The following is an 18,162-nucleotide window of genomic DNA, read 5'->3' as shown; positions in this document are numbered from 1 at the left end:
TGGGCTCCGCGGGCACCCCGTCTCCGCAGCGGCGGAGGCGGGGTGCCCGTCTCTCACCACGCGCGCGGCGCGATCAGCTCCTCGACGTCGGCGTCCGGGAAGCCGTACGCCCGGGCGACGAACCAGAAGTCCTCGGCTATCAGCTCCCGGGCGACCGTCTCGATCTCGCTGCCGGCGTCGGCGAACGCCTCCTCCAGCGCGTTGAACTCCTCGGTGGCCGCGTGGGTCAGCGCGTACAGCGCGGTGACGTCGGCGGGGCGCTCCGCCTCGATGCGCTCGCACAGCCGGCGCAGGACGTCCCTGCCCCGGTCCACCACGTGGTCCGGGTAGTACCCGTCCTCGTACATCCCCTTCAGGAACGGGTGTGCTGCCACCCGCTGTTCGGTGATCGGCATGATGCCCCCTCGGTCGTCCCGGTCCTCCGGTCCCGCACACCCGATCTTGCCGCACCCCACTGACAACGCCCCCGGAGCAGCCCGTGACCGACGCCCCGCCCGCCTTCGAGCTGCTCCCCGGCGCCGACGCCTCGCCGGTCGTCCTGCACGTGCCGCACGCCGCCCGGCGCGTCCCGCCCGAGGTCCGCGCCGGCCTCGTCCTGGACGACGACGCGCTGGCGCGGGAGCTGGACCACCTCACGGACGCGCACACGGACACGCTCGCCGAGGCCGCGGCCGGCCTGGCCGCCGTCCCGCCGTGGCGGTTCGTCAACCGGCTCTCCCGGCTGGTCACCGACCCTGAGCGGTTCCCGGACGAGCGGGAGGAGATGACGGCCGCCGGAATGGGCGCCGTCTACACCCGGACCACGCACGGCGACATGCTGCGCCCCGCCGGCACCGACCCGGAGCCGCTGCTCGAACGGTACTTCCGCCCGTACGCGCGGGCGATGACCGAGGCCGTCGCGGACCGGCTCGCCGCCACCGGACGGGCGGTGATCATCGACGTGCACTCCTATCCCACCGCCCGGCTGCCCTACGAGCTGCACGGCGCGGGCCCCCGGCCGCCGGTCTGCCTGGGCACCGACGCCTTTCACACCCCGCCCGGCCTGCTCGCCGCGGCGCGGGCGGCGTTTGCCGGGTGCGGCGGAACGGGGCTCGACAGCCCGTTCGGCGGGACGTACGTACCGCTGGAGTTCTACGGGCGGCGGGCCGAGGTGGGGGCGCTGATGGTGGAGATCCGCCGGGACACGTACATGACCGAGCCGGGCGGTCCGGCGGGGGCCGGGCTCACCCGGCTGGCGAAGGCCCTGGCCGGCCTCGTCGACGCGGTCTCGGGCTGACGGCCGCCGCCCGCGCGGGCCGGGCCGGCGCGGCTCCCCGTCCGCGTCCACCGGCCGGCGCACTCCCGCGCGACAGACCCGTACCGGCCCGCCAGGGTGGGGGGATGACGCAGGAGACCACCACGCTCACCGACCGGACCCCGCCCCCGGTGCGGGACTGGCCCGCGCTCGACCTGGACGGGACGGAGTTCGACCCGGTCCTCGCCGAGCTGATGCGGGAGGGGCCGCTGACCCGCATCCGGCTGCCGCACGGCGAGGGCTGGGCGTGGCTGGCCACCCGGTACGAGGACGTGAAGCTGATCACCAACGATCCGCGGTTCGGCCGCGCGGAGGTGACGAAGCGTCAGGTGACGCGGATGGCCCCGCACTTCAAGCCCCGCCCCGGTTCGCTCGCCTTCGCCGACCAGCCCGATCACAACCGGCTGCGGCGGGCTGTCGCGGGGGCGTTCACCGTGGGCGCGACGAAGCGGCTGCGCCCCCGCGCGCAGGAGATGCTGGACGCGCTGGTGGACGGCGTCCTCCGGGACGGGCCGCCGGCCGATCTGGTCGAGCGGGTCCTCGAACCGTTCCCGATCGCCGTCGTCAGCGAGGTGATGGGGGTACCCGACGCCGACCGGGAGCGGGTGCACTCCTGGACCCGGGAGATCATCTCCACCTCGGGCGGCGTCGAGGGCGCCGAGCGCGCCAAGAACAGCCTCTACGGCTGGATCACCGAGACCGTCCGGGCCCGCGCCCAGGCGCCGGGCGAGGACGTCTACTCCCTGCTCGGGGCCGCCGTCGCCCGCGGCGAGGTCGCCGAGGAGGAGGCGGTCGGCCTGGCCGGGCCGCTCCAGATCGGCGGCGAGGCCGTCACCCACAACAGCGGGCAGATGCTGTACCTGCTGCTCACCCGCCCCGAACTGATGGCCCGGATGCGGGACCGGCCCGAGGAGCGCGGCGCGGTCCTGGAGGAGCTGTTGCGCTACATCCCGCACCGCTCCTCGGTGGGCCTGGCCCGGATCGCCCGCGAGGACGTCGAGCTGGGCGGCCACCTCCTCCGCGCGGGCGACCCCGTCTACGTCTCCTACCTGGCCGCCAACCGCGACCCGGCCGTCTTCCCCGACCCGGACCGCGTCGACCCCGGCCGGGACGCGGGCGCCCACCTGTCGTTCGGCAACGGGCCGCACTACTGCACGGGCGCCGTGCTCGCCCGGATGCAGACCGAACTCCTCATCGGCACCCTGCTGGACCGGCTGCCCGGACTGCGGCTGGCCGGCGGTCCCGGCCAGGTCGCCTGGCGGCACCGGACGATGATCCGCGGCCCGCGGACGCTGCCCTGCGCCTGGTGAGGCACCGGACCGGCCCACGGTTCAGGCGCGCAGCCACTCCGTGACGACGACCTCGCCGCCGGCCCGCAGGCGCAGGGCGAACGGGCCGGACGGCGGGGTCTCCCCGGTGAACCGCCCCATCTCGTCGGCGGTCAGCGACCGGGCCGGGCGCAGCCCGCTCAGCACCTCGATCCGGGCCGGCTGCGGCGGCATCACCTGCCCGAACAGCCCCTCCGCGCTCACCTCCACGTCGAGGCTCACCTCCCCGGCGCGGAAGGTCAGCATCCGCGCCGGGTCCGTCTCCCCCCGGATCGGCAGGGCGTCGACGAGCGAGTCGAAGGTCAGCTCGGCGAGCCCGGCGTCCAGGTCCCGCAGCGCGAACGCCTCCACGGCGAGCCGGTCCAGCTCGGCCGGCACCGGGTCCAGGATGCCGGCCGCCTGCCGCAGTTCCTCCTCCAGCAGAGAATCGTCGAACCCGTCGCCCGGGCCGTCCCGGTCCGTACCGCCGTCGTGTGTTCCGCTCATGCCGCCCCCCGGGCTTCCAGTCGCGCCCGCAGGCGCCTCAGACAGCGCTGGCGCATCGGTCCGATGCTGCCGACGGCGATACCCAGCGCCGCCGACACCTCCTGATAGCTGGGCGGCGGTGACGCGATCAGCACGCGCAGCAACTGCCTGCACCGCTCACCCAGTTCCTCGAACTCCTGCCACAGCCACCGGACCCGCTCGCTCTGCGCGGCGGCCTCCTCGGAGTCGAGCACCGACTCCTCGGGCGTGCGGTCCTCGCTCACCCGGTCCAGCAGCTGCGGATCGTCGGTCGGCGTCCACCGCCGTGCCGCCTTGAGCACCTTCAGGCTCTCGTTGCGCGCGGTGCTCGCCAGCCAGGAACCGGCCTTCTCCGGCTCCCGGATGCGCCCCAGGTGCTGGGCGAAACGGAACCAGGCGGTCTGGTAGACCTCGTGCGCGTCGGCGTCGGACAGCCGGTGCGCCCGCGCCACGGACCAGACCAGCGGGCCCAGCCCTTCCACCAGCGCCTTCCAGGCCGCCGCGTCTCCGTCGGCGGCGGACTGGACGAGCGCCCCGACATCTCTACGGTCCACGGCCCCACCCCTCGTGTACGACACGCCATCGTACGCCGTGGAGAGGGCCGTTCCGCCCGTCATGCCGCGCCGTCCGGCGGGCCGACGGGGACCGGCCGCCAGGTGGGCGGCAGCAGCGCCGGCACGTGCGCCCCGCGCACCTCGGCGTACTCGGTGTTCGCCGCCAGCAGCGCCTTGCGGGCCACGCGGGCGTCGGTCTGCCGATGGGCCGTCATGTGGGAGGCGATCAGCCCGGCCACGACGGGTGTGGCGAACGAGGTGCCGCTCCACTGCGCGTACCCCTCGAACATCACCTGGTCCGGCTTGGCGGGGGCGTCGCCCGGCTCGCTGAGCAGGCCGGTGTGGCGGGGCGTCTGGCAGGTGCAGGCGTAGCCGAAGCCGAACCGGCAGGCGTCGAAGGTGGAGTGCTGGTACACGTACGGCACGGGCGTCTCGATGCCGGTGAGGGCGGAGGTGAGGCGCTCGCCGGGGGCGTACACCTTCACCCATCCGCCATGGTTGCTGAAGCAGGCGCCGTGCTCGCCGTCGGCGCGCAGCGCGCCCACCGACAGGACGGAGTCCTCCCAGCCGGGCAGATCGGCGTAGGCGGCGGGCCAGAACGGGGTGGCGCTCGCGTTGTTGCCCGCGGCGGCGACCAGCAGGGTGCCCCGGGCGCGCAGTTCCTCCATGAAGGCGTGCACGCCGAGCAGGCCGTCGGTGCGGCCGTTGGAGGTGCCGGCGGAGAGGCTGATGACGTCCGGCCAGCCGCCCTCCTCCACGGCGTCGAACAGCTTCTCGCCGAACTCGGACTCCAGGATCGCCCCGGCGTCGTTCAGCGTGTTGCGCACGGTGATGTCGGTGTTGGGCGCGACGGCCGCGAGCAGCCCGGCGATGAAGGTGCCGTGGCCGACGTACTGGCACAGCACGCCCTCGTCGTCGCACTCCTTGACCTGGAGGTCGCCCCGGGTGTGGGCGAGCAGCGGGTAGGAGCGGTGGTCGGCCATGAGGCCGGTGTCGACGACGAGGACGCCGACCGCCGAGCCGGGGTCGTACGGCGCGTCGGCCGGCGCCGGGTTGGGCCGCTCGGTGCGGGGAACGGGCACCGGCTCGTCGCCGGGGCAGGAGTTGACGGCGATCGACACGACGTGGTTGCGGCTGACCAGGCGCCGCCCCGCCCGGCCCTCGAAGGCGCGCAGCGACCGCAGGGCGTGCGCGACGGCCGGGTCGCCGCCGGTGCCCTCACCTGGGTCGCCGACCTGGATGCGGGTGATGCCGGAGCGGTTCGTCTCGGGGCCGGCGCGGCGCACCCGGCCGGCGTCCAGCCCGGCGAGGGCGGTGAAGTGCTCCCGGACGGTGTCCTCGACGACGCGCGCCTCCTCGCCGTCGCGGGCGAGGACGACGCCCTTCTCGTAGAGGAACTCGGCGGCGTCGTCGGGCCCCATCGCCAGCGGGACGTCGGGCATCGAACGCTGGATCTGGTCGAACTGCTCGCGGAATCGCTGTGGTGCCATGGCGGATCCTCCCCCTGAGGCGGCGTTCGTCAATCAGAGTCCGCCGGCGGCCGATTGATACAGACCCGCACCTGTGTGACGTGGTGCGCTGCCACTACCATCCATGGGGTGACAGCGGGAAGCGACTCGGTTCACGATCTGCTGCCGATGGTGTTCGCAGCCCCGAACGAGGCTCTGGCGCGGGCGGAAAGGCTCCTGGACGCCGCTCCGCCGCCGCTGCACGCCTCGATCGCCCATCAGGTGATCGGCATCTGGCAGCGGGACTTCGGCGACACCCGGCTGGCGGTGTCGCACCTGCGGCGGGCCCGGGATCTCGCGGCCCGGGGGAATTCACCCGATCGGGAAGCGGACGTGCTGGCCACGCTCGGGGTGGCCCTGGTCCACACGGGCCGCACCCGGCAGGGCCTGGCCGCCTTCGAGCGGGGCGTGGCGCGCGGGACGGGGCTGACCCGCGCCCGGGTGCTGTACCGGCGTGCGTACGTGTGGTGGGTGCTGGGCCGGCACGGGGAGGCGCTGGAGGACGTACGGCGGGCGATCGCCGTCCTGCGGCAGGCCGGTGACGTCATCTGGACGGCGCGGGCGCTGACGCTGCGGGCCACGGTGCACCTGGCGCAGGGCGCGGTGGAGCGGGCGGAGGCCGACTTCGCGGCGGCGGAGGAGCTGTGGGGCACCACGGACCAGGAGCACGACAAGGCGGACGCGGTGGAGAGCCGGGGGCTGGCGGCGTTCCGGTCCGGGGACATCCCGGCGGCGCTGCGGCTCCTGGACGAGGCGAGCGAGCGGTACGCGGCGCTGGGCACGCCGATGTTCATGCTGAACATCCGCCGCAGCGAGGTGATGATGGCGGCCGGGCTGGCCCCGGAGGCACTGGCCGAGGTCGACCAGGCGATCGGGGTCCTCGACGGCATCGGCGGGCAGTCCACGCGCAAGGCCGAGCTGCTGCTGGTCGCGGCGCGCGCCGCGCGGCTGGCGGGGGACGCGCAGACCGCGATAGCGCGGGCGGCGGTCGCGGTACGGCTGTTCGCGGCGCAGCGGCGCACCTGGTACGAGACGCATGCCCGGCTGGTGCTGATCGAGGCGCGGGTGGCGGCCGGGCGGGGTTCGGGGCGGCTGGTCGCGGACGCGGCGGCGGTGGCGGAGAAGCTGGCGTCGTTCGGCGCGCCGGCCGCGCCCGAGGCGTCGCTGCTGGCCGGGCGGATCGCGCTGGACCTGGGCTGGACGGCGGACGCGGAACGGCACCTGGCGCTCGCCGCCCGGGGCCGGCACAGCGGGCCGGCGCTGGCCCGGGTGACGGGCTGGTCGGCGCAGGCGCTGCGGGCGTGGGCGGCGGGGTCGACGCGCGGGGTGCTGGAGGCGTGCCGGCGCGGCCTGGACGTGCTGGACGACCACCGGATGACGCTCGGCGCCTCCGAACTGCGGGCCCGCGCCACCGAGCAGGGCGCGGAGCTGGCGGCGCTGGCGCAGCGGGCGTCGCTGGCCTCGGGCGGGCCGCGCCGGCTGCTGGTGTGGAGCGAGCGGTGGCGGGCGACGGTGCTGGCGGCGCCGCCGACCCGGCCGCCGGCCGACCCCGTGCTGCTCAGCGACCTGACCGCGTTCCGGGAGATCGCCGCGCGGGCCGAGGAGGCCCGGATGGAGGGCCGTCCGGTGGCGGCGCTGGAGCGTGAACAGCGGCGCCTGGAGCGGGAGATCCGCGCGCGGACGCTGCACATGCGCGGGGAGGCGCCGGGCGGCGGGGACCGGTTCGACGTCGGCCGACTGCTGGCGGCGCTGGGCGGGGACGTCCTCCTGGTGGAGCTGGCGGTGCTCGACGGGCGGGTGCAGGTGCTGCTGTGCGGGCAGGGCCGGGTGCGGCGGTTCGAGGCGGGGCCGCTGGCGGAGGCGGAGCGGGAGGCCGAGCACGTCCAGGCGGGGCTGCGGCGCCTGGCCCATCCCGGCGCGGAGGCCCGGCTGCCGCTGGTGGAGGCCGCCGGGCGCCGGCTGGAGGAGCTGCTGCTCGGTCCGGCGGCGGCGCAGCTGGGCTCCGGTCCGGTGGTGGTCGTACCGCCGGCGCGGTTGCACCGGGTGCCGTGGGCGCTGCTGCCGGCGCTGCGCGAGCGGGTGCTGAGCGTCTCCCCTTCGGCGTCGAGCTGGCTGCGCGCCCACGCGACGACGCCCCCGCCGGGCGGCCGGCACGTCCTGGTCCGCGGTCCGGGGCTGGCCAGCGGCGGCGCGGAGGTGCCCCTGCTGGCCGAGGGGTACGCCGACGACGGCCGCGCGTCCCTGGTACGGCGGCCCGGCCTCCGCGCCGAGGCCGGGCACCGGGACCGGATCGGGGCCGGGGCCGGGCGGACGAGGGGCGTGTACCGGGGTGAAGGTGGGCTCGGGGATACCGCCGGGGGGCCGGTGGAGCCGGGCGGGCACGGGTTCGGGGACGGTGCCGGCGGGCCGGTGGAGCGGGGCGGGCGTGGGGTGCCCGTCGTGCTGGAGGGGGACGGGGCCCGCGTCCCGCGGGTACTGCGGGAGCTGGACGGCGCGGCGCTGGCGCACATCGCGGCGCACGGCACGTTCCGGGCGGACAGCCCGTTGTTCTCGTCGTTGCGGATGGCGGACGGGCCGCTCATCGTGCACGACTTCGAGCGGCTGGACCGCAGCCCGTACCGGATCATCCTGTCCTGCTGCGACACCGCCCGGTTCGCCTCCGTGGGCGCGGACGAGCTGCTCGGGCTGGTCACCGCGCTGCTGCCGCTGGGCACGGCCGGGGTGGTGGCGTGCACCGCGCCGGTCAACGACGCGGCGGTGGTGCCGTTGATGCTCGCGCTGCACAAGGGCCTGGACGCGGGGCTGTCGCTGGCGGAGGCGCTGCGGGACGCGCGGGCGGCGCTGCCGGGCGACGCGGTGCACCAGGCGACGGGGTGGGCGTTCTCGGCCTTCGGGGCGGCCTGAGACCGGCCGCCCCGGTGCCGGGCGCCGGTCAGGCCGCCGCGTCGGTCCGCGGGGGTTCCACCAGCCAGGGCAGCGCGCCGCGGTCGCCGCCGCCGAGGCGGGCGTAGGCGCTGTAGAGGTGGTTGCCGACCGTGCGGACGGAGAGCGTGAGCCGCTCCGCGATCTGCCGGTTGCTGAGGCCGGCGGCGGCGAGGGTGACGATCTGCCGCTGCCGCGCGGTGAGTTCGCCGAGGACCAGCCCGGCCAGGGCGGGCGTACGGGCGCCCTGGCAGCGGCGGGCCAGGCCGACGGCGCGGGTCCGGGCGGTCCGGGCCGCGCCCGCGTCCCGGTGGGCGCGTACCGCCTGGGCGTACGCCTCGGCCGCGAACAGCAGGAAGCCGCGCCGCTCCAGTTCCCCGGCGACCCGGTCGAGGGCCGGGCCGTCACGGCGGGCCAGGGCGTCCGCGTGGGCGGCGAACACCCCGGTCAGCCGCCCGGCGGCCGGCTCGGGCGCGCCGAGCCGGACCGCGTCGTAGGCGTCGGGGAGGTCGGTGGCGGCGAGAGCCGGGGCCAGGTCGCCGCGCGCGGCGGCGGCCCAGACGGCGGCGGGACCCGCGCCACCGGACACGGGCTCGCCGGACTGGGCACGGACGAGGGCGAGTTCGGTGCGGCAGGCCGGGTCGCCGGGGGACGTGCGCAGTCCCTCGCGGGCCCACGCCGCCGCCTCCCGTAGCCGGCCCCGCAGCCGGGCGAACCGGGCGCGCACGGCGGCGTCCCCGGCCGGCAGCCGGGCGCCCTCGGCGACGAGCCACTCCCCCACGGGCATGACGGCGTCGCGTACGTCGGCCCGCTCGACGCGCCGGACGAGGGCGGCCGTCTCCGCCTCCAGGGCGCGACCGCAGCCTCCGGGGGCGCGGGTCAGGCGGCGGGCCCGCAGCCGGCCGGCCGTCGCGCGGAGCACCGGGCCGTGCAGGGGGTGGGCGAGGCGGACCGTGCCCTGTGCGTCGTCGACCTGGATCAGACCTTCGGTCTCCAGCCGCTCGGCGACGTCCAGTTCGAGGTCGTCCAGGTCCAGCGGGAGGGGTTCGGCGAACGCCAGCCGTTCCAGGGTCTCCCGCTCCTTCGGGGCGGAGCGGCCCAGCACGGGGGCGGTGCGTTCGCGCAGCGTCGCGGTGACCGGGACGGGGCCGCGCCAGGCCCACTCCCCCGTGTCCGGGTCCGTGCCGAACGGGCCCTGTTCGCGGAGCGCGCCGAGGAGTTCGCGCAGCAGCCGCAGATCACCGCGGCACAGGCGGTGCAGCCGGTCGGCGGTGAGCGGCTCGGGGGCGGCGCCGACGGCCGCCGTGAGCAGCTCGGCCGTCTCCTGCGGGGGCAGCGGGTCGAGGATGAGACGGGGCAGCAGCTCGCCGGTCCACAGCCGGGAGACCGCCTCGGGCACGGCGGTGCCGTCGGTCACGACGACCAGCAGCCGGGTACGGCCGTGCACGGCGAGCTGGTGGATCAGCGCGGCGGAGGCGTCGTCGAGCAGATGGGCGTCGTCCACCAGCAGCAGCCGGGCACCGGAGAGGAGCTGGACCGCGCGGTGCAGCGTGACGGGTTCCGGCAGCAGGTGCGCGAAGGCGGCGAAGGGGAGGTGGCGGGTCTCGGGCGTGCCGGCCGCCCGGACGTGGTCGGTGCCGCGAAGGGCCTCCGTGACCAGCCGGGTCTTGCCGCGGCCCGCCGGTCCGGTGACCACGAGTCCGGGCCGGCCCGCGGCCGACGACCGGCGCACCCGCTCCAGTTCGTCCGCCCGGCCGGTGAACGGCCAGGCCCGGCCGGGGGACTTCGTACCCTGCGCGCCCGGTTCCCCGGGCCTCGTGTCGATGCTCGTCACACCAACAGGAGCCCGGGTACTCAGTCCTGATACACGGGCAGTTGAGTAGCCCCTGACTCAGGCGCCGGGGCGGTGCGGGCGGCACGCTGATCACATGACCGCCCGCTACTGCTCGCTGCCGCAGCAGCCCGCCCCCGCGTATCCGCCGGGGCTGGCCGCCGAGCGGCTCGGCGCGCTCGCCGGGGGGCGGCGGATGTGGGTCAACGGCACGGTGCTGCACTACTACTTCTTCGACGGCGACGCCGACGGTTCGGTCATCACGGTCCCGGGGACGGGCCGTACGCGCCGGGTGCCGTGGGCCGGCGGCGAGGAGCAGCGGGGTCTGGTGCGGTCCTGTTTCCGCGAGTGGCAGGACCTCGGGATCGGCCTGGTCTTCGCCGAGGTCGGCGACCGCTCGGAGGCGGAGCTGCGGATCGGCTTCCAGGCGGGCGACGGCTCGTGGTCGGCGGTCGGCAGGGACGCCCTGCGGACCGGGGTGCACGAGCGCACCATGAACTTCGGCTGGGACCTGGTGGCGTTCGGCGACCGGGCGACGGCGCTGCACGAGATCGGGCACGCGCTGGGGATGCTGCACGAGCACCAGAGTCCGTTCGCCGGCCTCCACTGGGACGACGAGGCCGTCTACGCCGAGCTGGCGGGTCCGCCGAACCACTGGAGCCGGGACCGGACGTACGTCAACATCCTGCGCAAGCTGGACGCGGACGAGGTCAACGGGGCCGTCTGGGACCCGCAGTCGATCATGGAGTATCCGTTCTCGTCCGGGCTGGTCCTGGAGCCGGAGCAGTACCGCGGGGGGCTGCATCCGCCGGGGACGCTCTCGGCGGCGGACAAGGAGTTCGCGCTCCGCTGGTACCCGCCGGCCGACCCCGCGGGGGCGTCGGCCCTGGTGCCGTTCCGTTCGGTGCCGCTCGGCCTGGGCTCGGGGGAGCAGGCCGACCTCGTCATCGAACCGCCGGAGACCCGCGACTACACCGTGGGGATCTTCGGCGAGGCGGACGCCGTCGTCGTGGTCTTCGAGGAGCGGGACGGGGAACCCCGCTACCTCGTCGGGCGGGACGACGGCGGGACGCCGCACAACGCCACACTCCGCGCGCGGCTCGTCAAGGGCCGCCGCTATGTCGTCCGGGTCCGCCTGTACTCCTCGTGGGGTTCGGGCGAGACGGCGGTCATGTGCTGGTGACAGCACCGGCCGCCGCACCGGCGGGGGGGCGCCCTGGACCGGCGCCGGGGGTGCGGCCGGGTCGCGTCGCCTTCGGGGGAGGGAGACGCGGCCCGGCCGCCTGGCGCCGGGTCCGCCGCACGGGGGTCGGCGGACCCGGCGCCCTTTTTCCACGGGCGCCGTACTTCCGGGCCCGACCGTGTCGTACGCCGATCAGCGCGACGGCGATTCGGCGCCGCCGCCGGCGGGCCGGTGACGAACAGCGGCACGGGGGCGGTCCGGCTCGTCGGCCCGCCGGCGACGGGCGCGGTCGGCGACCGGTGCCGGCACCGGTGAGCGCCGGCCCGGCGCGGGCCCGGACGACACCGCCGGCGGTGAGGCGGACGGCGGAACCGGCGCGGAAGAACGCCGGACCGGCGACGTGGACCGTCTTGCGTCCGTACCGGCGCCGAGGGCCTCGTGCGGGACCGGCAGGGCCGCCGGGGCCCCGACCACCGGCGGACAGGAGACGAAGACACCGAGCGCAGGCCAGGACGACGGTGGCCGGGGCGGACCGACCGGGAGGGCCGGCCCGGACGCTTATCCGTGGGGCAGGTGGGAACCCCGAGGTGGACAGTCCGGGGTTCTTCGTCCTCCGCGCGGGGCCTCCCGCCGGTGGACGACCGGAGACGTACCCGTCCGTCACCAGGAGTCGTCGTGACCGTTCGCATCGGCGTGGAGGAGGAGTTCCATCTCGTGCGGGCCGGCACGGGCCGTCTCGCGCCCTGCGCCGGCCCGGTGCTGGAGGGACTGCCGCAGCGGAGCTTCACGACGGAGCTCCAGCGGGCGGCCGTCGAGACCAACAGCGCGGTGCACACGTCCCTGTACGGCCTGTACAGCGATCTGGTCGCCGCCCGGCGCACCCTGGACGCGGCGGCCGCGGCGCACGGGCTGGCCGTGGTGGCCGCCGGCACGGTGCCGCTGGGACGCCCGGAGGACACCCTGACCACGGCCGGCCCGCGCTACGCGCGGATGGCCGACGACTACCGGCGGGTCGCCGACGAGCAGCTCATCTGCGGGGCCCACGTCCACGTCGACGTTCCCGACCGGGACACGGCCGTACGCGTCATGTGCGAGGTGTCACCGTGGCTTCCCGTGCTGCTCGCCCTGTCGGCGAGTTCCCCGTTCTGGTCGGGCGCCGACACCGGTTACGCGAGCTGGCGCACCATGCTGTGGCAGCGGTGGCCCACCGCGGGGCCGGCCGGCTGCTTCGCCGACGCCGCCGCTTACGACGCGGCCGTGCGCGGCCTCGTCGGCTCGGGGGTCATCAGCGATCCGGGAATGATCTACTACGACATCCGGCCCTCGGCCCATCAGCGGACCCTGGAACTGCGCGTCTGCGACTCCTGCCCGCGGGCGGAGACGGTCGTGCTCGTCGCCGGTCTGTTCCGGGCGCTGGTCACCGAGGCGTGTCTGCGGCAGGCGGGCCCGTCCGCTCCCCGCTGCGACGGCCGGCACGAGTGGCTGCGCGCCGCCACCTGGCGGGCCGCCAGGTCCGGGCTGGAGGACGGCCTGGTCCACCCGGTCACGCGCCGTGAGGCGGCGGCGGCCGATGTCGTCCACGCGCTGCTGGACAAGGTGCGCCCGGTCCTCACGGCCGACGGCGACCGGCAGACGCTGCGGACGCTCGCGGAACAGGCGCTGGCGGACGGCGGGGCAGCCCGCCGGGCGCGCCGTGCCGCCGCGGCGGGGGGCCTGGCGGCCTGCACGGACCATCTGGCGGCCGAGACCCGGGGCGGTGGCCGCGGCGCCCGCCCGGCAGCCGGACGCACGCCGCCGCCCGCCGTACCCGCCGGCGCCCTCCGCGCCCGGCGGGCCGGGGTACCCGGCCGCTGAGGACGGACGTCACCGGACGGACCTCCGCCCCGCCCACCACCCGGAAGGAGTCACACCCTCATGTCGACCAGCCCGGCCCAGGACCTGATCGGCGGTCGCCCGCCCGGAGCGGCGCCACGGACCCCCGGCGCACACCGGGGAGGTGGTGCGCGATGTGCGGCCTGAGCGGTGAAATACGCTTCGACGGCGGACGGCCCGACGTCGGGGCCGTGCGGCGGATGAGCGACCGGCTGACCGCCCGGGGGCCCGACGGACAGGGCATCTGGACGCGGGACGCGGTGGCCCTGGGGCACCGGCGACTCAAGATCATCGACCTGTCCGAGCAGGGCGCCCAGCCGATGACGGACGCCGACGAGCAGGTCACCGGTGTCTTCAACGGGTGCGTCTACAACTACCAGGAGCTCCGGGAGGAGCTGCGGGGGCTCGGCCACCGCTTCACGTCGACCTCCGACACCGAGGTCGTCCTCGCGGCGTACCGGCAGTGGGGCGTCGAGTGCGTCGACCGTCTCCTCGGCATGTTCGCCTTCGCGCTGGTCGAGCACCGCACCGGCCGGTTGGTCCTGGGCCGCGACCGGCTCGGCATCAAGCCGCTGTACCTGGCGCGGACCCCCGGGCGGCTGCGGTTCGCCTCGTCGCTCCCGGCCCTGCTCGCCGGCGGCGGCGTCGACACCTCGCTGGACCCGGCGGCCGTCCACCAGTACCTCAGCTGGCACGCGACGGTGGCCGCGCCCCGCACCGTGCTGAACGGCGTGCGCAAACTCCCGCCGGCGACCGTGCGCGTGATCGAACCGGACGGCAGTCACCGCGACCGGCACTACTGGCAGCCGTCGTACACCCGCCGCCCCGAGCACGCGGACATGACCGGCGCCGAGTGGCGGGACGCCGTCCTGGACGCGCTGCGCACGGCGGTGCGGCGCAGGATGGTCGCCGACGTGCCCGTGGGCGTGCTCCTCTCCGGCGGCCTGGACTCCAGTCTGATCGTGGCGCTGCTCGCCGACGAGGGCCAGCGGAACCTGGCGACGTTCAGTGTGGGCTTCGAGTCGGAGGGCGGGGCCCAGGGCGACGAGTTCGCGTATTCCGACCTGGTCGCCGGCGAGTTCGCCACCGACCACCACCAGCTCCGGGTCCCCTCGGAACGGGTGTCGACGGCCCTCGACGGGGCGGTCGCGGCGATGAGCGAGCCGATGATCAGCCATGACGTGGTCGCCTTCCACCTGCTCTCCGAGCAGGTGGCCAAGGAGGTGAAGGTCGTGCAGAGCGGGCAGGGCGCCGACGAGGTCTTCGCCGGCTACCACTGGTACCCCGACCTGGCGTCCGTCGCCCGCGCCGAGGCACCCGCCCGGTACGCCGAGACGTACTTCGACCGCCCGCACGCCGACCTGGCCCGGATGCTGCACCCGGACTTCCTCGCGCCGGACGACGTCTCCGGCCGTTTCGTCCGCGCGCACATGGCCGCGCCGGGGGCGCCGACCGCGCTGGACGCCGCGCTGCGGCTGGACACCCACGTCATGCTCGTCGACGACCCGGTGAAACGGGTCGACAACATGACCATGGACTGGGGTCTGGAGGCCAGGGTGCCCTTCCTGGACCATGAGCTGGTGGAGCTGGCCGCCGCCTGCCCGCCGGAACTCAAACTGGCCGACGGCGGCAAGGGCGTCCTCAAGGACGCGGGCCGCAAACTGCTGCCGCTGGAGGTGGTCGACCGGCCCAAGGGGTACTTCCCCGTCCCCGCGATCACCCACATGGCCGGGCCGGTCCTGACCAGGGTCCGCGAGGCCCTCGGCGCTCCGGAGGCGCGGCGGCGCGGACTCTTCCGGGAGTCGTACGTCGCCGAGTTGCTGGCGGCGCCCGACGCACACCGTACGAAACGCGGGGCCAACGCCCTGTGGCAAGTGGCGCTGTTGGAGATATGGCTGCAGACACACGGCGTATGACCCGGGACGGTTCCCCGTACGGGACGCGGGGCTCCGGCGGCACGGTGTCCGGCGGGCGGGACACCGGCGGTGAGCGGGGGGCCGCGGCCTCCGTGCCGTTGCCCGCCCCGGCCCGGGTGCCGCTGCCCGACGCCTCCGGACCCCGGGACGCCACGACACGGCTCACCGCGCACGGGTGCTGGTACCCCTCGGCGGACCCGGCCGGGGCGCACCTGGCGTTCATCTGCGACCGAGGGGGCTCGCCCCAGCTCTGGACCGGCCCCGTGGACGGCGCCGAGGTGCGGCTGCTGGACTCGACGCCGGACCCCGTACGGGAGGTGTCCTGGTCGCCGGACGGCCGCTGGATCGCGTACACCACGGCCCCCGGCGGCGGTGAGCTGCAGCGGGTGCTGTGCGTACGGCCCGACGGCACCGGCCGCCACGTCCTGGCGGGCGCCGAACCGGGCACCTCGGCCCACCTGGGCTGCTGGGCCCACGACGGATCGGCCCTCGCGGTCACCGTGGCCGTGCCGGCGCTCGCCCCCGGTCCCCGGGGCACCGCCCTCCACCCGGACGAGACGGGCGGGACGGGCGGGGGCGCCGGGCCGGCCGCCGGCTGGTCCGGACGGGACGGGCACGCCGTACTGCTCGGTGCCCCGGCCGTCGCCGGGGAGGAGCCCGGGCCGGTGTCCGGCGGCGGACCGGGCGGGGCGGCGCCGGACGCCGGCCGGACGCCCTCGGTGGCCGGTTCCGGGGACGGCCTGTCCGCCTACCTGATCGACCCGGACGGCTCGGCCGCGCCGGTGCTCCTCGCCACCGAGCGGGACGCGGCGACGCTCCGCGTGTGCGACCTCAGCTCCGACGGACGGCTCGCGCTGCTGCGCCGCGGTCCGCGCGGACGGCGCGCGGCGGTCGTCGTCCGCACCGCCGATCTCGCCACCACCGGGGTCGTGCCGGTGGCGGACGGTGATCCGTGGATCGGCGCATTCTCACGCCGGGCGGACACCGTCTGGCTGCGCAGCGACGCGGGGCGCGAGTTCGCGGCCCTGGTCGCCGTCGGTCTCGACCCCGAGGGGCGTCCGCTGGACCGGTCCGTGGTGGCCGCCCGCGAGGACAGTGACCTCGAACTGCTGCGGCTCGCCCACGACGGCCGCGCCGCCGTCCTGGCCTGGAACGTGCGCGGCGCGTGCGAACTCGAGGTCGTCGGCGTGTCCGGGGCGCGAGGGGCCGAGGGGGAGGCCGGGGCGGCCGGACCCGGCCTCGCGCGTGCCGTGTCCCTGCCGCACGAGGTGGTCACCCGGATCACTCCGGCGGGTCCGGGGGCACTGGGGCTGGCTCTGTCGGGCTCGCGGCGCCGGCCCGGCGTGTGGTGGCTCGCCGAGGACGGGACCCTGCTGCGGACCCCGTGGTCGTCGAGGGACGAGGACGCCGTCCCCCCGGGCCGGCCGCCCGTACGGCCGGTGCCGCTGAGCCTCACGGCCCGGGACGGTCTGCCCCTGAGCGGCTGGTACTACCGTGCGCCGGGCCGCGGCCCCGCGCAGCCGGCCCCGTGCGTGATCCACCTGCACGGCGGTCCGGAGGAGCAGGAACGCCCCGTCTTCGATCCGCTGTACCACGAGATCCTGGGCCGGGGCATCGATGTCTTCGCACCCGACGTGCGCGGTTCGTCCGGCCACGGACGGTCGTTCGTCGACGCCGATCTGGGCGCGGGCCGGTTCGCGGCCCTGGACGACGTCGCCGACTGCGCCGCCCACGCCGTACTGGCCGGTCCGGCCGACCCGACCCGGCTGGCCGTCATGGGACGCTCGTACGGCGGTTACCTGACGTTCGCGGCCCTCGTCCGGCATCCCGGCCTCTTCCGTACCGGTGTGGCGGTCTGCGGGATGTCCGACTTCGCGACCTTCTTCGAGGAGACGGAACCGTGGATCGCGCAGTCAGCGGCGCACAAGTACGGCCATCCCGAGCGGGACCGCGAGCTGCTGCGCGCCCTGTCGCCCCTGAACAGCATCGACGCGCTGCGCGTGCCGGTGCTGGCGGTGCACGGGGAACACGACACCAACGTCCCGCCGCGGGAGTCGGAGCAGTTCGTCAGGGCGGCGCGCGCCCGCGGCCACGCCGCCGAACTGCTCACGCTCCGCGACGAGGGGCACGAGTTCCAGCGCGCGGACAACCGGCGGCTGTTCCGCCGGACGGCCGCGGACTGGCTGCGGCGGCATCTGGACGGCTGACCGGCCGTCGCGGCGAACCCGGCGCCGGTGCGCGGCGGGTGCGCCGTTCCTTCCGCGACCTGGTCGTGAGTTTCTCCGGGCGCCGCTCGCCCGCCTCGCACACCTCGTGCGGCCCGGGGGCGTCTCGGGATGCGCGGGGCGGCGTCGCGGACCGGCCGGTTCCGCCGCCTGGACGTCCCTGGTCGCCAACGGCCCCGCCATGACCTGCAATGGGGACGAACACCTTTCCCCTCCACAGGAAGCGAGCCACTGATGATCGTCAAGAAGCTGCACGAATCCGGTCTCCGCGCGGAGCACGCCTACGCCGCCGGCTTCGCCTCCATCGGTCTGTCGGTCCTCTCCTGGTGCGCTTCGCGCGGCGTGGAGAAGAAGGGCGAGGAACGGGCCGACCGCTGGGGCATCTTCGTCGGCGAGTGGGCGCCCACCTTCTTCGGCCTGGGGCTGGCCCTCGCTACCTACGAGAAGTAGCCGTCCACGGGTGACCGGCCGCCGTCCGGGCACCCGACCGTCGGGACCGGCGCCGGACGCGGCCGTCCGGTCACCGTGCCGGGCGAACCGCCCGGTGTCCAGCGGGTCGGAACGTAACGCACGACCGGTATCAGGAGGAGGCGATCATGCCGGCGGGATCCAGCCCCAAGCGGGAACGCCAGTACGAGCACATCAAGGACAGCGCCGAGCAGCGCGGGGCGTCCCAGGGCCGGGCGAAGGAGATCGCCGCCCGGACCGTGAACAAGGAGCGGGCGCGGTCCGGCGAGGCCGGTTCCGCGAGCCGCAGCTCCCTGAAGGGCAAGTCACCGTCGCAGCGCGGCGGCGAGAAGTCCCGTTCCTCCCGCGGCGGCGGCTCCGGCGGGGGCCCGACGCGGGAGCAGCTGTACCAGGAGGCGAAGAAGAAGGGGGTCGAGGGCAGGTCCACGATGAACAAGGACCAGCTCGCGAAGGCCCTCGGCCGGAACTGACCCGTCCGGGACGGCGCCGGCACCTCCTCGGGGTGTGCGGCGGTCCACAGCGGGGCCAGCGCGTGCAGCGTGAGCAGGACCGCCAGT

At 76.0% G+C, this 18,162-nt stretch carries 14 protein-coding genes; 9 read left to right on the top strand and 5 right to left on the bottom strand.

The genetic code is table 11. The features are described from left to right. Positions 1-53 precede the first annotated feature (53 nt). Positions 54-395 carry a DUF5713 family protein gene (locus tag Sdagh_RS33015; RefSeq protein WP_189416057.1) on the bottom strand — a complete coding sequence of 114 codons (342 nt, stop codon included), beginning with the start codon at positions 393-395 and terminating at the stop codon, positions 54-56. Between the two features lie 83 nt (positions 396-478). Here Sdagh_RS33015 and Sdagh_RS33010 point away from each other — a divergent pair, with 83 nt between their 5' ends. Both Sdagh_RS33010 and Sdagh_RS33005 read left to right on the top strand, forming a co-directional pair. After that, the gene (locus Sdagh_RS33010) at positions 479-1,276 is read left to right on the top strand and encodes an N-formylglutamate amidohydrolase (RefSeq protein ID WP_189416054.1); all 798 of its coding nucleotides are present in this window, start codon (positions 479-481) and stop codon (positions 1,274-1,276) included. 104 nt (positions 1,277-1,380) lie between these two features. Further along, positions 1,381-2,604: a cytochrome P450 gene (locus tag Sdagh_RS33005; RefSeq protein WP_190009361.1), complete on the top strand. Its 1,224-nt coding sequence runs from the start codon at positions 1,381-1,383 to the stop codon at positions 2,602-2,604. Positions 2,605-2,625: 21 nt separating this feature from the next. Here Sdagh_RS33005 and Sdagh_RS33000 read toward each other — a convergent pair whose 3' ends face one another. The 3 genes from Sdagh_RS33000 to Sdagh_RS32990 are packed head-to-tail and all read right to left on the bottom strand — an operon-like array spanning position 2,626 to position 5,170. Beyond that, positions 2,626-3,108 (bottom strand): hypothetical protein, encoded by a 483-nt coding sequence (locus tag Sdagh_RS33000; RefSeq protein WP_189416047.1) that lies wholly within the window; start codon positions 3,106-3,108, stop codon positions 2,626-2,628. Then, a complete protein-coding gene (locus tag Sdagh_RS32995) occupies positions 3,105-3,680 on the bottom strand; it encodes an RNA polymerase sigma factor (RefSeq protein ID WP_189416043.1) in 576 nt (191 codons plus the stop codon). The genes Sdagh_RS33000 and Sdagh_RS32995 overlap by 4 nt, the downstream gene beginning before the upstream one ends. Before the next feature lie 59 nt (positions 3,681-3,739). Then, complete coding sequence (locus tag Sdagh_RS32990; protein WP_189416039.1) at positions 3,740-5,170, bottom strand: S8/S53 family peptidase; 1,431 nt, start codon at positions 5,168-5,170, stop codon at positions 3,740-3,742. A gap of 147 nt (positions 5,171-5,317) precedes the next feature. Here Sdagh_RS32990 and Sdagh_RS32985 point away from each other — a divergent pair, with 147 nt between their 5' ends. Beyond that, positions 5,318-8,092, top strand: a complete 2,775-nt coding sequence (locus tag Sdagh_RS32985; RefSeq protein WP_370594984.1) for a CHAT domain-containing protein — start codon at positions 5,318-5,320, stop codon at positions 8,090-8,092. 28 nt (positions 8,093-8,120) lie between these two features. On the opposite strand, the gene Sdagh_RS32980 is transcribed toward Sdagh_RS32985, so the two are convergent. Further along, positions 8,121-9,935 carry a LuxR family transcriptional regulator AbsR2 gene (locus Sdagh_RS32980; protein WP_189416287.1) on the bottom strand — a complete coding sequence of 605 codons (1,815 nt, stop codon included), beginning with the start codon at positions 9,933-9,935 and terminating at the stop codon, positions 8,121-8,123. Positions 9,936-10,038: 103 nt separating this feature from the next. Here Sdagh_RS32980 and absR1 point away from each other — a divergent pair, with 103 nt between their 5' ends. The 6 genes from absR1 to Sdagh_RS32950 all read left to right on the top strand — a co-directional run bounded on the left by absR1 (position 10,039) and on the right by Sdagh_RS32950 (position 18,075). Then, positions 10,039-11,124, top strand: coding sequence for a beta-glucuronidase AbsR1 (gene absR1, locus Sdagh_RS32975; RefSeq protein WP_189416036.1), 1,086 nt, complete (start codon positions 10,039-10,041; stop codon positions 11,122-11,124). 675 nt (positions 11,125-11,799) lie between these two features. After that, positions 11,800-12,978, top strand: a complete 1,179-nt coding sequence (locus Sdagh_RS32970; protein ID WP_189416033.1) for a carboxylate-amine ligase — start codon at positions 11,800-11,802, stop codon at positions 12,976-12,978. 152 nt (positions 12,979-13,130) lie between these two features. After that, on the top strand, positions 13,131-14,912 hold the full coding sequence (locus Sdagh_RS32965) for an N-acetylglutaminylglutamine amidotransferase (RefSeq protein ID WP_189416027.1): 1,782 nt from the start codon (positions 13,131-13,133) through the stop codon (positions 14,910-14,912). Continuing rightward, on the top strand, positions 14,909-17,119 hold the full coding sequence (locus Sdagh_RS32960) for a S9 family peptidase (RefSeq protein WP_190078068.1): 2,211 nt from the start codon (positions 14,909-14,911) through the stop codon (positions 17,117-17,119). Before Sdagh_RS32965 ends, Sdagh_RS32960 begins: the two co-directional genes overlap by 4 nt. Positions 17,120-17,371: 252 nt before the next feature. Continuing rightward, positions 17,372-17,587 (top strand): hypothetical protein, encoded by a 216-nt coding sequence (locus Sdagh_RS32955; RefSeq protein WP_189416015.1) that lies wholly within the window; start codon positions 17,372-17,374, stop codon positions 17,585-17,587. A gap of 146 nt (positions 17,588-17,733) precedes the next feature. Continuing rightward, positions 17,734-18,075 (top strand): plasmid stabilization protein, encoded by a 342-nt coding sequence (locus tag Sdagh_RS32950; protein WP_189416012.1) that lies wholly within the window; start codon positions 17,734-17,736, stop codon positions 18,073-18,075. Positions 18,076-18,162 lie beyond the last annotated feature (87 nt).

Origin of the sequence: Streptomyces daghestanicus, from assembly GCF_020521275.1 — a bacterium.
Classification (GTDB): domain Bacteria; phylum Actinomycetota; class Actinomycetes; order Streptomycetales; family Streptomycetaceae; genus Streptomyces; species Streptomyces griseoviridis.
This window is presented reverse-complemented; position numbering and strand designations above follow the sequence as displayed.